Origin of the sequence: Psychrobium sp. 1_MG-2023 (genome assembly GCF_030689115.1) — a bacterium.
Lineage (GTDB): Bacteria > Pseudomonadota > Gammaproteobacteria > Enterobacterales > Psychrobiaceae > Psychrobium.
On sequence record NZ_JAUYVJ010000037.1, the window covers coordinates 23,378 to 36,155 of the forward strand.

At 40.8% G+C, this 12,778-nt stretch carries 14 protein-coding genes; 4 read left to right on the plus strand and 10 right to left on the minus strand.

The window, feature by feature from the left end:
- The first annotated feature begins 48 nt into the window (after positions 1 to 48).
- Positions 49 to 927, plus strand: a complete 879-nt coding sequence (locus Q8W26_RS15905) for an acyltransferase (RefSeq protein WP_101215675.1) — start codon at positions 49 to 51, stop codon at positions 925 to 927.
- Between the two features lie 37 nt (positions 928 to 964).
- Here Q8W26_RS15905 and Q8W26_RS15910 read toward each other — a convergent pair whose 3' ends face one another.
- The 10 genes from Q8W26_RS15910 to ccmI form a co-directional block, all read right to left on the minus strand.
- On the minus strand, positions 965 to 1,624 hold the full coding sequence (locus Q8W26_RS15910) for a helix-turn-helix transcriptional regulator (protein WP_101215676.1): 660 nt from the start codon (positions 1,622 to 1,624) through the stop codon (positions 965 to 967).
- 155 nt (positions 1,625 to 1,779) lie between these two features.
- Positions 1,780 to 3,078: a TRAP transporter large permease subunit gene (locus tag Q8W26_RS15915; protein ID WP_101215677.1), complete on the minus strand. Its 1,299-nt coding sequence runs from the start codon at positions 3,076 to 3,078 to the stop codon at positions 1,780 to 1,782.
- Positions 3,079 to 3,089: 11 nt separating this feature from the next.
- On the minus strand, positions 3,090 to 3,620 hold the full coding sequence (locus Q8W26_RS15920; RefSeq protein ID WP_101215678.1) for a TRAP transporter small permease subunit: 531 nt from the start codon (positions 3,618 to 3,620) through the stop codon (positions 3,090 to 3,092).
- A 78-nt stretch (positions 3,621 to 3,698) separates the two neighbouring features.
- Complete coding sequence (locus Q8W26_RS15925) at positions 3,699 to 4,763, minus strand: TRAP transporter substrate-binding protein (protein WP_101215679.1); 1,065 nt, start codon at positions 4,761 to 4,763, stop codon at positions 3,699 to 3,701.
- Positions 4,764 to 4,934: 171 nt separating this feature from the next.
- Positions 4,935 to 5,423, minus strand: a complete 489-nt coding sequence (gene ccmE / locus Q8W26_RS15930; RefSeq protein WP_101215680.1) for a cytochrome c maturation protein CcmE — start codon at positions 5,421 to 5,423, stop codon at positions 4,935 to 4,937.
- A complete protein-coding gene (ccmD, locus tag Q8W26_RS15935; RefSeq protein ID WP_101215681.1) occupies positions 5,407 to 5,625 on the minus strand; it encodes a heme exporter protein CcmD in 219 nt (72 codons plus the stop codon). The genes ccmE and ccmD overlap by 17 nt, the downstream gene beginning before the upstream one ends.
- Positions 5,625 to 6,368: a heme ABC transporter permease gene (locus Q8W26_RS15940; RefSeq protein ID WP_101215682.1), complete on the minus strand. Its 744-nt coding sequence runs from the start codon at positions 6,366 to 6,368 to the stop codon at positions 5,625 to 5,627. Before Q8W26_RS15940 ends, ccmD begins: the two co-directional genes overlap by 1 nt.
- Before the next feature lie 34 nt (positions 6,369 to 6,402).
- Positions 6,403 to 7,089, minus strand: a complete 687-nt coding sequence (gene ccmB, locus Q8W26_RS15945; protein WP_101215690.1) for a heme exporter protein CcmB — start codon at positions 7,087 to 7,089, stop codon at positions 6,403 to 6,405.
- A 7-nt stretch (positions 7,090 to 7,096) separates the two neighbouring features.
- Positions 7,097 to 7,729 carry a cytochrome c biogenesis heme-transporting ATPase CcmA gene (gene ccmA, locus Q8W26_RS15950; protein ID WP_101215683.1) on the minus strand — a complete coding sequence of 211 codons (633 nt, stop codon included), beginning with the start codon at positions 7,727 to 7,729 and terminating at the stop codon, positions 7,097 to 7,099.
- Positions 7,730 to 7,847: 118 nt separating this feature from the next.
- Entirely contained in the window at positions 7,848 to 9,080 is a 1,233-nt protein-coding gene (ccmI, locus tag Q8W26_RS15955; RefSeq protein WP_101215684.1) for a c-type cytochrome biogenesis protein CcmI, read from the minus strand.
- A 393-nt stretch (positions 9,081 to 9,473) separates the two neighbouring features.
- Between ccmI and Q8W26_RS15960 the strand changes: the two genes are divergently transcribed.
- From Q8W26_RS15960 to Q8W26_RS15970, 3 genes are read left to right on the plus strand one after another with little or no spacing between them, the layout of a single operon-like run.
- Entirely contained in the window at positions 9,474 to 11,459 is a 1,986-nt protein-coding gene (locus Q8W26_RS15960; RefSeq protein ID WP_101215685.1) for a heme lyase CcmF/NrfE family subunit, read from the plus strand.
- 32 nt (positions 11,460 to 11,491) lie between these two features.
- Positions 11,492 to 12,043 carry a DsbE family thiol:disulfide interchange protein gene (locus Q8W26_RS15965; protein ID WP_101215686.1) on the plus strand — a complete coding sequence of 184 codons (552 nt, stop codon included), beginning with the start codon at positions 11,492 to 11,494 and terminating at the stop codon, positions 12,041 to 12,043.
- Complete coding sequence (locus Q8W26_RS15970) at positions 12,040 to 12,531, plus strand: cytochrome c-type biogenesis protein (RefSeq protein WP_101215687.1); 492 nt, start codon at positions 12,040 to 12,042, stop codon at positions 12,529 to 12,531. Before Q8W26_RS15965 ends, Q8W26_RS15970 begins: the two co-directional genes overlap by 4 nt.
- Positions 12,532 to 12,778 lie beyond the last annotated feature (247 nt).

The following is a 12,778-nucleotide window of genomic DNA, read 5'->3' on the forward strand; positions in this document are numbered from 1 at the left end:
ACCTTGTACCAGTTGGTTACACTATGCGATGAAAATAATGAGGTTTTTATGAGATTGATAAACGGAATTCTTTCTGCTGTTTTTTATGTATTAAATACAATATTTTGGGTGCTACCTATTTTAGGGCTGGCTTTACTGAAGTTGCTTCCGATTGCTGGTTGGCAACGTTGCATGAGCTACCTATTAGATGGTTGTGCGAGCTGCTGGATTAAAATAAACGGGATTAATCAGGCATTGTTTAGCCGCACGAAAGTGAATGTTCTAAATATGCCGCAACTCAGTGAGGAGCAATGGTATTTAGTGATTGCAAATCACCAGTCATGGGTTGATATATTGGTTTTACAGCGGGTGTTAAATGGAAAAATTCCATTTTTGAAGTTCTTCCTTAAGCAGCAACTAATTTATGTTCCAATTATTGGCTTAGCATGGTGGGCACTCGATTTTCCATTCATGAAGCGCTATAGCAAAGACTTTTTAGCGAAGAACCCACACCTAAAAGGTAAAGATGTTGAAACGACTAAAGCCTCTTGTCAGAAGTTTAAGCTTAAGCCTGTCAGTGTCATGAACTTTGTCGAAGGTACTCGTTTCACTCCTAAAAAATGGCAACAGCAGCAGTCCCCGCACGCAAATTTATTAAAACCAAAAGCGGGTGGTGTCGCGTTTGCACTCAATGCAATGTCTGGTGCTATTGATAATATGGTCGACGTGACGATCTTTTATCCTGGAGGGATTCCAACTTTCTGGCAATTTATTTCAGGGCAGGTTAGTCAAGTCGTTGTCGATGTAGAAACAGCGAAAATAGACGCGGGTTTGATTGGTGATTATGAGAATGACCCAGAGTTTAAGCAATCATTTCAGCAATGGGTTAATCAGTGTTGGGATGCGAAACAGCAACGCTTGGAGCAAATAAAAACGCAAGTGACATAGCACTTGCGTAAGGAAAGGACGAGCTGATAATTTAGTATTAAACCATCAATTGATAAGCAAGCGTATGCTCTTTAGCCCAGTTTAGTAACTCAACACGATTACGACAGTTAGTCTTTCTGAAAATAGAGTACAGGTGTGTTTTAACCGTATGTGGACTGATATTTAAAACATCAGCCACTTCTTGATTTTTAGCACCTTGGCAAACGAGCTTAATGATCGTTTTTTCACGTTTAGTTAGCTGCTCTGTCATTGCTGGTGTTGCTGTGGGTTTCGGGCGGCTATCAGCCATGCTGTCAAATAATGTTTCTAAGGTTTGGCTTAAAACCTTACGTGAGAACCACCATTCGCCATTGACTAAACAACGCAAGCCTTTGAGCAGCTGGTCTGTCTCGATATCAGTCGTGAAAGCTGCCTTAATTCCCATTTGCACACAGATGTATTCGTTAACGGAATCTTTCTGGACATTAATTAATGCGAGTTGATGTTTTCGACCCACATCACTTGATGATAATGGAATACCATGCTGGTCAACTTCTTGGTTTCTTGCATCTAATAGAACAATACCATCAGGGAGTTGATTAACTTCGGCTAAATTAACAACACTCGCTTTAAAATCTAAGGATTGTAGGATAACCGTAAGCTTGGTCAAAGTAGTATCTTGTGTCACGGAAATAATATAAATCGGTGTATTCTTCATCTGGACCTAAATTACTCAAACAGATTAAACGATGGCGTAAGTGTATATTAGCCGTTAGTGAAACATTGTATCAAAGTTTTCACCTAAATAGATGATCTAAGTTAAAACTTCTACCATCTAATCGATGATCAAACGGTAGAAGTGAGTCGGTCTTGTTATTCAGGGAGCATGCTGGACATGCCAAATAGCTCAGGGAATATCACTAGCAATGCTAAAACAAATACTTGAAGCAAGATGAATGGAATAACCCCTTTATAAATATCAGTGGTCACAATACCTTTTGGAGCAACACCTTTGAGGTAAAATAAGCTGAAACCAAATGGTGGCGTTAAGAAAGAGGATTGTAAATTCATTGCAATCAATATGGCAAACCACACCATGTTGATACCTAATGATTCAGCGATTGGGGTTAGGATCGGCACAATAATAAAGGCAATTTCAACGAAGTCGATAAAGAAGCCTAAAATTAAAATCGCAAGCATTGATAAGCCGATAAATGTCCATTTTTCACCAGGTAGCCCCAGCATAAACTCTTCGACTAGGTAATCACCGCCAGTGTAGGTAAAGACCATAGCAAAAGCCGTTGCGCCGATTAATACTGCAAATACCATTGCTGTTACTTTAGTCGTTTCCTTAGCGCTATCGATAAGCATCATTGGTTTAAAGTTACCGCTAAATAACGCAAGAATAATCGCCCCAACGCCGCCTAATGCTGACGACTCTGTCGGTGTTGCAATACCGCTAAAGATTGAACCTAATACCGCTACAATTAAAAACAGCGGCGGTATAATGGCAAAGAGAGCTTTTTTAATCGCTTTAGCCTTATCTTCTTCACTAACTTTAATCGCTGGTGCGCGTTCAGGGTGACGCCATGCGATGATCGTAACGTAAAGAACATAGCTTAAGATTAATGCTATACCAGGCCACAGCGCCGCTTGGAATAAGTCACCAACAGGTAAGCCCATTACATCACCTAAGATGATCAAAATAATGGACGGCGGGATAATTTGTCCAAGTGTGCCTGAGGCACAAATAACACCAGTTGCAAGTCGTTTATCATAGTTGTATTTCATCATTACAGGCAATGAGATAACACCCATAGCCACAACTGAAGCGCCTACAACACCTGTCGATGCAGCGAGAAACGCGCCAACAATGATCGTTGAGATTGCTAAACCACCACGAAGCTCACCAAAGAGAGTCGCCATCGACTCAAGTAAACGCTCGGCAAGCTTAGATTTTTGTAGCACTATCCCCATAAAAATAAATAGAGGGACGGCCATTAAAATAGTGTTTTGCATAATGCTCATAATACGAAACGGCATAAATGCAAAAAGGTCGACGCCCATCGCGTACCAACCAAAAAGTAAAGAAACACCTGCGAAAGTGAACGCAATTGGGTAACCAACAAACAGTAAACACAGTGCGGTGAGGAAAAGAACGATACCAACCATAGCTTAAATCCTTATACTGCTGGGTTATTGTCATGTGGTGTTTTATTACCACGTAATAGGTCAATTTGCTCAACAATGACATAAACACCGCAGAGTAAAGTAAACATAAAAGAAACGGGAATTGCGCCTTTGATTATCCAACGGTGAGGTAAACCGCCCGGATCGCCACTCATTTCGTTCATGTCATAAGCTTCTTTTGAAAAGTCCAAACCGTAGTGCACGATCAATGCTGAGAATGGGACTAAAAACAGTAGCGTACCAACGATATTAATGATTGCTTGAGCCTTCTCACCTAAGTTTTCATAGATCACATCAACCCGCACATGTGCATTTTCTTTGAGACTGTAGCCAATACCAAATAAAAATAGACATGAAAAGAGGTGCCATTCAAGTTCTTGCATGCCGATAGAGACATCGTTAAATAAATAGCGCATGACGACATTGATAAAAATGTTGAGTAATAATAGCAACATAGTGATAGCGACGAGGAGTCCAACAAAGTCGATAAATCGAGCTAAAGAAGACTTAACAAGAGTAAACATAACAATCCTTGAGAATGGTTATAAACAAAAGCGGCTCACCCAAAAAACTATAGGTGAGCCGCTTTAACCTATGGGGTTTTACTTAGCGCTGTTTAAGTACGCTTGATCAGAAATTTCAGTCCACGCACGTACTTGTTTTAAGTATTTACGTTGTGACTCAATAATTTCTTGTGTTAGAGGGTCTTTCTTTTCAAACTTAGTGATTAACTTATCGTTAGCTGCACGAAGTGAGTTCATTACATCCGCTGGGAATGTTTTGATCTTTATGTTCGGGTAATCAGCTTTGATTGTCGCTAAGTTCTTACCAGACTCGTGAGTAGATTGTGAATACATGTCATAAGCTGCTGTCTTCATCGCTACTTTTAAGATTTGTTGTAAATCTTTTGGTAAACGGTTGAATTCACGTTTATTAACCATAAACTGCAATTCAGCAGCAGGCTCATGCCAACCTGTGTAGTAGTAAGGGGCAATCTTATGGAAGCCCATTCGTAAGTCAAGCGATGGACCTACCCACTCTAATGCATCGATTGTATTACGCTCTAGTGCCGTATATAGCTCACCCGCTGGGATGTTGGTTGGTTTAGCGCCTAGCTCAGCTAATACTTCACCTGCAAATCCAGGGATGCGCATTTTCAGACCTTTTAAGTCCTCTAAGCTGTTAATTTCTTTCTTAAACCAGCCGCCCATTTGGTTACCCGTGTTACCACCTGGGAATGACAGCATGTTATGACGAGCAAATACTTTATCCATTAGCTCCATACCACCACCGTAGTAGAACCACGCATAAGATTCTGGCGCGATCATACCAAATGGCATAGTGGTGAAGAACATCGTATTAATGTCTTTACCTTTCCAGTAGTAAGCTGCAGAGTGGCCCATTTGATATTGGCCCGCTTTGACCATATCAAAAACACCTAGTGGTGCTTTGTGCTTGTTTTTTGAGTGGATTTGGATAATAAGACGCCCATCAGACATCTCTTTAACCATTTTTGCCATATTCTTGGTGGCATCACCAAAAACAGGGAAATTTGTAGGCCAAGTTTCAGCAAGCTTCCAGCGGTAAACTTTTTTTGCTGCTAGTGCCGATTGACTTATCAATAAGCCACCGATTAAGGTTATTAGGGCTAAGTTAATCTTTTTCATTATTTTTATAACACTCCGTTGACATAAATGTTACACGAAAGTATATAAAAAATGAGCAGAAAGCAATTACACTAAAGGATTAGTCTTTAGTTTGGCGCGATATAAGACCATAGAACGAAAAGGCCAGCCAATTAGTTGGCTGGCCTTTGAAGGAAGAAAAATACTTAAAATTTAGTATGACTTATTTTCTAATTGTTCTTCAGTGTATTCAGGTTTTTTGTGTTGTTTACCCATAGCTTCAGCGATTTCAGGTGAAATATAGTTTTCATCATGCTTCGCCAATACTTCAGTTGCTTTCACTACACGAGGTGCAACCAATACACCATTGGCAACAATACCTTGTCCTTCACGGAACAAGTCAGGCAATAAACCTTCATAAGTAACGGTTACTTCATCGGCATTATCGTAAATCATAAATGAGATTTTAAGGTTCTCACTATTTCGTTGTACTGAGCCTTCTTTTACCATGCCGCCAACTCGAATGCGTTGGCCGATCTGTGGCTTAATTCCCGTATCATCTTTACCACTGACAATCTCGTGAGGGGTGAAAAAAAGATCGATATTTTGACTTAAGGCATAAAGTACTAGGCCTATAACGCTAGCGACACCAACAAAGATTGTAGTGATTATCGCGAGGCGCTTTTTACGTCTTGGGTTCATTGCTATTTTTTCCTTTACGAAGTTGTTTTAATTTCTCATCACGTTGTTGCTTACTCTGTATTTCTCGCAGTAAGCTTTTACGGCGACGAACGCTAACTACTGTGAGTGAAATAATTAAAAAGAAAGCACAGCCATAAGAGAGCCACACAAAAAAAGCGTAGCCTCCCATGTCGATAAAGTCATTGAAGTTAGCAAAGTGCATTATTTTAACTCCTTAGCGATTAACTCTTTAACCCATGGACGCATCGCGTTGCGGGCGATAACTTCATTTCTAAAGCGGATTAATGTAATTGCGCCGATCATTAATACAAACCCTAATATATTGACTAACAGAGGAAGTAACATATCGGTGCTCATCGATGGCTTATCTAACTTCGAGATTGTGGCGCCTTGGTGCAAAGTGTTCCACCACTCAACGGAATACTTGATGATTGGAATATTGACCACACCTACTAAGGTTAAAATGCCTGCTGCTCGTCCTGCTAAAACTTTGTCATCAAATGCATTATGTAATGCAATGATTCCAAGATAGAGGAACAATAAAATAAGCTCTGAGGTTAAACGTGCGTCCCAGACCCACCATGTACCCCACATAGGTTTACCCCATGCAGCACCAGTGATTAAAGCAATGGTAGTTAAAACAGCACCAATTGGAGCCATCGCTGCCGCCGCCGCATCTGCAAGTTTTAGTTGCCATACCATAGAGACTAACGCTGCTGTTGCCATAGCCATGTAAACTGACATTGAGAGTGTCGCAGCAGGGACATGGACATAAATAATGCGATAGCTTTCGCCTTGTTGATAATCAACGGGAGCAAAGCCTAGTGCCCAAATGATACCAATGAGCAATGTTGTAATGCTTAAAACTGAGAACCAAGGTAGTAGCGTTGAGGCTAACTGATAACTTCGTTCTGGTTTCGCATATGGGTGTAACCACTTCCACATAATTCAATCCAATCAATAATTAATAATAAAACTGTTAATTTGTACTCACGCGTAGCGCTGCACCAATTGCAAAAGGGGCGAGTGTCAGCGCACCGACTAATAATGCCGCAATAATCGCTAAGTGACCACTATACGGCAGTCCAAGTGCCGCGGCTTCAATTGCGCCGGTAGCAAAGATAAGTACTGGTATATAGAGCGGCAAAATTAAGAGACTTAATAAGACGCCGCCTTTTTTAATACCAACGGTGAGTGCGACACCAATGGCACCAATTAAACTTAAGATTGGTGTTCCTAGGGCTAGCGTTGCCAGCATTGCTCCATAAGCATTTGTTTCTAGTTGAAGAAGCAAGGCTAATAATGGTGCCGCTAAAATAATAGGAATACCGGTTAAAATCCAATGCGCTAGAACCTTAGCAAACACCATAATAAAAAGCGGTTGTGGACTGAGCAGCATTTGTTCGAGGCTACCGTCACTATAATCATTTTTAAATAAACGTTCTAAAGAGAGCAGGGCGGATAAGAGCGCGGCTACCCAAATAATCCCCGGAGCAATACGAGTGAGCGTGTTACCTTCTGGGCCAATACCTAGTGGAAATAATGTAATCACGATAACAAAGAAAATTAATGGATTGAACACATCGCCTTTATTACGCACAGCAACTTTTAAGTCGCGCATTAGCACAATTGAGAATGTTTGCCAGTATGATAATGGTTGATTCATCGCTTGGTTACTCGAAGTTATAGTCAAGCGTGATACGCTTTAAACGTTGCGCGCCGATTTGAATGTCTTGATGACTCGTCAAAATAACACAGCCGCCATTATCAATATGGTGGATGAACAACCGCTCTAACTTTTCAACGCCAGTTTTATCAATGGCTGTAAATGGCTCATCTAAAATCCAAATTTTACTGTGGCTTTGCCATAATCTGGCCAAAGCAATACGCCGATTTTGCCCAGCAGAAAGAAAAGCGGCAGGGGCGTGCTCAAACCCAGTTAAATTTACCTGATCGAGGGCTTGCTCTAAGCCTGTTGTGTCGTCATTTTGTAACTGTAAATTAAACGCGAGGTTTTGTTCGGCAGAAAGCTCACTCTTCACACCAGCAAGGTGGCCGATAAAAGTTAGATCGTTATAAAACTCTTCTCGAACCTGAGTGATATCTTGCTGCTTGTAATTGACTCTGCCGTCGTATGGACGAGATAACCCTGCAAGAATACGCAACAAACTTGTTTTCCCTGCACCATTGGGCCCTTCCACTTGGATAAGCTCACCAGCTGTGACTTCAAAAGATAGCTGGTCAAACAAGATACGATCTTCACGTATACACGTTAGTTGGTCTGCGGATAATAACAAGTCACTCATGGCTACTATATTTAATCTCGATAAAATCGTGCCATTTTAGCATGGACGATTTTATTTTTATAAATACTATTAGCCTCAAATTGATTTAACTCACTCTAAGGCAATAATTATTTGGGCTTTATTCTACAACACTATTAATAACTAATTGATAAGGTTGCTCGTGATTAACCTTCGCTGATTCAATCATCCCTTTGAAGTCTCCTGGCTTAATGCCAGCACTGCCAGATTTTGAAATAATCGCGAATAATTGAACGTGTTCATGTTGGCTTATTTTTGCTACAGGTGTCATCGCGCGTCGATCGTCTAAACGAATCTCTGTCGGTAAGTCGGCAACCGTCAGCTTGACGGCTGCTAATGGCATCCGAGTTCCATTAGTTGGAATCGCGTAAATAAACACACTTTGCTCTGGCAGGTATTGTCCTGCTAAGTCATCAGAAATACTGACTACTAATGTGACGCCATCGTTAGATATCGCTGGCTTTGGCAGTTCAGGCATTGGTTCACCCGTTGCTTCGAGACGCTGTCTAGCCGTTTCCATTGCACGGGTTAACGCCGGAACATCTGTTCCTGGGCGTCCGTTATTTAACACGCGTTGCCAGTGGATCATTGCTTGGGCAAATTTCTCATTAACAAAACTATCCATACCAAGTAGTACTAAGCTTGAAACATCTTCTGGGTCGATTGTCAGTGCGCGTTTAACTAATGCTGCTGCTTCAGGTGTCATTTGTTGGTTATTTTTATAATAGAGCGCTTGTGCCTGCGGACCGATAAACTCGGCATGCTCACCTTCTATAGTAATCAACTTCTCGAACGCTGCGATAGCATTATCAAATTGCTGTGCCGTAATATAGGCATGGGCTAAACTAAAGAGTTGTTGAGTGTTGGCTGGTTCTTCAGCGACTTTTTTCTCTAATTGTTGCAATGAGGCTAGAAACTTTTGCTGTTGAGAAGCAGCTTTATCTTCAAAAATTTGTTTTTGGGCGATCTCGGTAGAAAAACCGGTCTTTAAATACATTGGGATTGTTACGGCAAATAAGGTGATGCTAGCGAAGACCGGCCATAAGATATTGCGCTGGGTAGTAGCGACTTGGTCTTCTGCGGCAGACTCTTCTTGAATAAGCTTTCGCCCAAGTTCTGTTTTAAGTGTTTCGAATTCTTCTGCACTTAAAATATTGTCTTGGTGTTGTTGTTCTAATTTTGCGAGAGACTGATGGTAACTTTCTTTATTGGCTTGTGAGCGAACATTTGTTTGTACCGCTTGTTCCTTATTATTTCGAAGGTATGGCCACCATAGCATTACTAGCGCAATGGCTAAAATACACGCAATACCAATCCACAGGTTCGTTGTCATTGTTGACTCTCTACAGCTAAGCAAAATTTATTTGGACGCGATTGTACGTTAATTTTCCCCTTGAGGTACAGTTACAGCGATATTTTTTGCACTAAATCGTACTCAGTGTAAATAAAGTTAAAAATCGCGGAACTTATCGAACGCACTTGAGTCAGAGGTGGCTAGGTGATTCCCTTTCAATGAGCATTTGCTGAATTTATTAGACTATTGAATCAAGAAATCAATCAAAAAATAGTTTTGAACTGGGTATGATCTGTCTAGAAAAAACTTATCATTTTTGCTTTCGGTCAATATTTTTAATTTTTGCAAGCGAATTGATTAAGGGATGTTTGATTAAATAAGTTATCATAGCCCACGTGTAATTAGTTATATATTGAGATCTGAGGAAGTACAATGATCCCTGAATTAGGAAATTTCTCGTTAATCGTCGGACTAGCGTTTGCGGTTTGTTTGAGTATTATTCCATTGGTTGGTGTTAACCGTAATAACCTAACCTTAGTTCGTTATGCCCGACCTTTAACCTTTGGCATGTTCTTCTTCGTAGCGTTAAGCTATGGCCTTTTAACATATAGCTTTATTATCGATGACTTTTCGATTGCCTATATCGTACAGCAATCAAACACCCATCTCCCCATACAATATAAGATAGCCGCAGTATTTGGTGGCCATGAAGGTTCGTTATTGTTTTGGATCTTAACTTTGTGTATATGGGCAGTCGCGTTAGCGATGACCAGTCGCAATCTCGATGAGGCCTTTGTTGCTAGAGTCTTGGCTATTTTAGGTATGATTGCTGCGGGCTTCTTCTTCTTCACACTATTAACCTCTAACCCGTTTAACCGTATTATTTTTGATATTCCTGTTGAAGGACGAGACCTAAACCCACTACTACAAGATATTGGCTTGATCTTGCATCCACCGATGTTATATCTAGGTTATGTTGGGTTTTCTGTTGCTTTTGCTTTTGCCGTAGCTGCCTTAATGAGTGGACGTATGGATGCGGCATGGGCGCGTTGGACTCGACCTTGGACGTTAGCAGCCTGGGCTTTCCTAACTGGCGGTATCGTATTAGGCAGTTGGTGGGCGTATTATGAACTTGGCTGGGGCGGTTGGTGGTTCTGGGACCCAGTTGAAAACGCTTCATTTATGCCGTGGTTAATTGGTACCGCTTTGATCCACTCTTTATCGGTGACTGAGCAGCGCGGTCAGTTTAGAAACTGGACTGTCTTATTAGCTATTTCAGCATTCTCATTAAGCCTGTTAGGTACATTCTTAGTACGTTCAGGTGTATTGAATTCGGTGCATTCATTTGCAGCCGATCCGTCACGCGGTATGTTTATTCTATTATTATTAGCAATAGCGGTGATTGGCTCGTTAACACTGTTTGCTTTCAAGGCAAGTGACTTAAAAGCACCATCTAATTTTGAACTGTTCTCACGTGAGACATTAATGTTAGTCGGTAATGTTGCCCTGGTTGTGGCAACCGCAACTGTATTACTAGGTACTCTATATCCATTATTGGTCGATGCCTTAGGCATGGGTAAGATTTCAGTTGGTCCTCCGTTCTTTAATGCCGTGTTTAACCCGATAATAAGTGCAATGGTCGTGGTGATGGCCATGGCACCGATCATTCGTTGGAAGAAGAATAAGTCAGGGACATTTGTAAAAGAGTTAGGCCTAATTGCGGTTGTTAGTGTGTTATTTGGCTTAGCATTCCCTGTTGTTTATGGCGGTGAGTTTATTGGTTGGGTTGCTATTGGTATGGGTCTAGCATTTTGGTTAACTGCTGCGACACTAAAAAATGCCAAAATAAATATTACTAACGCACAAGGTAAAGTTGATGTAACTAAACCGACCCAGAGCTATTGGGGAATGGTTGTTGCGCATATCGGTATTGCCATCTCTATTGTTGGTGCAACCTTGGTATCGCATTATGAAACACAACTTGATATTCGTATGGATAGCGGTGATACCGTTAGTTTAAGTGGCTATGAATTCAAGTTAGAACGAGTGATTGATGTTGAAGGTCCTAATTATAGTGCTAAACAGGCACATATAAGCGCATTTGAAGATGGCGAGCAAGTTGCTTTATTAAAACCAGAGCGTCGTGTTTACCTTGTGCAGACAATGGGTATGACAGAAGCAGGAATTGATAGTACGTTGATGCGTGACTTGTTTGTCGCCTTGGGCGATCCGTTAGATAATGATGCTTGGGCAGTTCGTATTTACGTTAAACCGTTTATTAATCTATTATGGCTTGCTGGTGCACTTATCATGGTCGGTGGCTTTATGTGTATGACAGACCGTCGATATCGCTCACGTAAAAAAGCGAAAGCGTCAGACAAAGTAGATGAGGCTGCAGTGAGTGGCCAACCCGCTTAATAGACACAAGAATTAAGGTGAAAAAAGTTAAAATGAAAAGAGCAATTTTATTTTTCCCACTTATCCTATTTATCGTGATCGGGGGCTTTTTATATAAAGGATTATTTTTAAACCCACAGGCGATGCCATCAGCTTTAGAAGGGCAGCCTGTTCCTGAGTTTAAATTGTTAACAGTCAATAACCCTGAGCGAGTAGTGACTAATAAGGATCTAACGGGAGAAGTGTACTTATTGAATGTTTGGGCGACTTGGTGTGCGGGTTGTAAAATCGAGCATCCTCATTTAATTAATATCGCAAATACTGGATTACCAATTTATGGTATTAATTATAAAGATGAATTAGAAGCTGCCCAACAATGGCTGAAAGATTATCAAGACCCATATCAATTTACTGCTTATGATGTAAGTGGTCAGCTAGGTTTAGATTTGGGCGTGTTTGGCGCACCAGAAACCTTCGTTGTTGATCATCATGGTATTATTCGTTTACGTTATGCGGGAACTATTGATGAGAATATCTGGCTTAACAAAATTAAGCCGCTAGTAGACACCATTAAGCAAGAGGCTGCGTTAGTTGTTAAATCATGAATAAGTTATTTTTATCCGTTTTTCTATTATGTCTAAGTATGAGTTTTTCTGTTCTAGCAAATTCAGTTGAAACCTATGAGTTCAGTAAGCCTGAATATGAAGTTAGATTTCACGAATTAAATAAGATTTTGCGTTGCCCTAAGTGTCAAAATCAAAACTTATCTGACTCAAACTCAATGATCTCTCAGGATCTTCGACGCGAAGTGCGCCGAATGCTTGAAGAAGGGCGCAGTGATGAGCAGATTATGGAATACTTAGTGATGCGCTACGGACAGTTTGTACTATATAAGCCAAAGGTTGACCGTGTAACTTACTTCCTTTGGTATGGTCCGATTGGTTTTGCTGTTATTGGCTTAGGTATTTTGGGTTATGTTGTTGTGAGGCAACGTAGGAAATCGAAATCTGAAGTTGTCAAAGAATCGATTGAAGCGGAGCAACAGCTTGATGATGACGAGCAAAAGGCTTTAGATAAGATTCTAGGTAAATAAGACAGATGAAAGAGAGCAAACTTTGGTTTGCTCTTTTGCTATCTAGGCTTCCACTCACTGCAATCACCAGTACACTTATCACCATAAACACCTTCCTCATATGAATAAGCGTCACTTTAGGTGATGTAAATCACTAAAAAAGCCTTTTATGTACATTAAATGTACGCTTGAAATAAAAGATCAAAAAAGCCCTTGCCATGTGTCAGAAGATCCCTATAATGCGCATCCACTGACACGGGGAAGCAAC